This window comes from Enterobacter cloacae complex sp. 372C4 (genome assembly GCF_050030615.1).
Taxonomy (GTDB): domain Bacteria; phylum Pseudomonadota; class Gammaproteobacteria; order Enterobacterales; family Enterobacteriaceae; genus Enterobacter; species Enterobacter intestinihominis.
In genome coordinates this window covers 1-1,627 of sequence record NZ_JBLGUQ010000006.1, presented here as the reverse complement: position 1 = coordinate 1,627, position 1,627 = coordinate 1, and the positions used below count along the sequence as shown (strand labels likewise).

The 1,627-nt window shown below is 50.4% G+C and carries 2 protein-coding genes; one reads left to right on the top strand and one right to left on the bottom strand.

What is annotated here, in order from left to right; translation table 11 throughout:
* Positions 1-829: tail fiber domain-containing protein (locus ACQG11_RS25915; protein ID WP_426728936.1), on the top strand; the 829-nt coding region annotated here is incomplete at its 5' end.
* On the opposite strand, the gene ACQG11_RS25910 is transcribed toward ACQG11_RS25915, so the two are convergent.
* The gene (locus ACQG11_RS25910) at positions 826-1,569 is read right to left on the bottom strand and encodes a hypothetical protein (RefSeq protein WP_426728937.1); all 744 of its coding nucleotides are present in this window, start codon (positions 1,567-1,569) and stop codon (positions 826-828) included. The two genes, ACQG11_RS25915 and ACQG11_RS25910, sit on opposite strands and share 4 nt — an antisense overlap.
* Positions 1,570-1,627 lie beyond the last annotated feature (58 nt).

The window sequence follows — 1,627 nt, the reverse complement described above, 5'->3', positions numbered from 1 at the left end:
GGGAGACAGCGCCACCCCCAACTTCGGAAGCCTCGAAATTGGCGCCAAAAAACCTTCTTCTGCAAGCTTTGTGGATTTCCATTTCCTTGGTACTAACGACTATGACGCGCGCATACTGTGCGGCGGTAATTCTAATGGTGCTATGGGGAAAGGAGACTTCACATTTTACGCTGGGAAATACGTTTTCATCGGTGATAGCTTTGAGTTTCGTAATCCTATTACCTGTCAGAATAGCATCAGCGCATCTGCAAAAATTTCGACTACTTCTGATATGGAATGCAAAACTAAAATCGCTGTTTTGGCCCCAGCTGACAATCAAAATGCTCATGTGTGGTTTTATGGTACAGGTGGGGCGTCTAGAGGAGTAATCTATTCCAGCCAAACAGGGATTATTCAGATCCGCCCTGACAATAATGATAACGGCGGCTCCAATGGATACTCTTTTGCATTTGGGGCTGATGGTAAGTTTACCTGCGTCACGATGAATCAGACCTCAGACGAGCGCGTGAAATTCGATAAAGAACCCGTCAGTAAAGCACTGGAGAAGATTTGTTCCCTGACGGGTTATACGTTCGGCATTCAGCTCACAGAATCGGAGTCGGTACGCAGCGCAGGCATCATCGCCCAGGATCTGGAAAAGGTTCTGCCCGTTGCTGTGAGTTCTGGAGGGACTGGCACTACACCAGCAGGAGAGGAAATTAACGACCTTAAAACCGTGGACTACAGTGCTATGAGCGCCCTGTATGTTGAGGCCATCAAAGAGCTGGCCGAACGGTTAAAAATCATTGAAAAAGAACTGGCCGACCTCCGCGGTCCGACAGTTGCCTAACTTTCTCCGTCACTTTGCAGACTGTACTGTCCACGCCTGAAAACTGAATCAGCGGGCATATCGAGCCGAACATCGATCCAGCTGTTCACCGGCACGTCCATCGGTTCCCCTTTCGTTTTGATAATCTCCCCGTCATCGCCCAGCATGTATTTTCGCTTAAACAGGCGGATAGTCAGCTCTCCGTTAGCGGTTTGCTCAGCTTCAGTCACACCCAGTTCCCCCATGCCGCCAGGGTCCATTGGCGGCAGTAACTGCCATCCCTCAGACGCAAGGCCTGCCGAACCAGTCAGCATGTAAACCCCAATATCGAGGCGGGAAAGGGTTATCCCCTCCGCCTCTGCGTTCGCCGTGCCACAGCCGCACCAGGCGAATCCTTGTTCGTCAATATCAGTGCGCTGGCATTCCTCCTGGCTTTTCACAATACGGGCAACAGGTGATGCTGCCTTAAGCGTACCGTCACTGGATTTTGTGGTATTGCCAGTGGTGTAGAGCTCATTCCATGAAGAGAAATTGTCACCATTTCTTCCCCTGACTGCTGCGCGTCCCGTTGTTGGCGCAATCTGTAGCATGCCAAGTACGTTCTGGTATCTCGACATAACTAACACTGGTGCATAAGCATCAAAATAATTAACCCCAGCCCCACCCGGTGCGGCATAGAAGCCAGTACGTTCGTTATATCTTCCATCATTGGCACCTTGCGGGCTTACATAACCCCAAAGACCACCAGTACCCTCTACCATCAATAGATTACTGGCAGCTGTCGTGGGACTATTTGCGTTATAAGTAGCGGCACTTCCT

Excerpts from the sequence above, each read along its gene's own strand:
- ACQG11_RS25910 (WP_426728937.1), bottom strand. The coding sequence starts at position 1,569 with ATGGTAGAGGGTACTGGTGGTCTTTGGGGTTATGTAAGCCCGCAAGGT.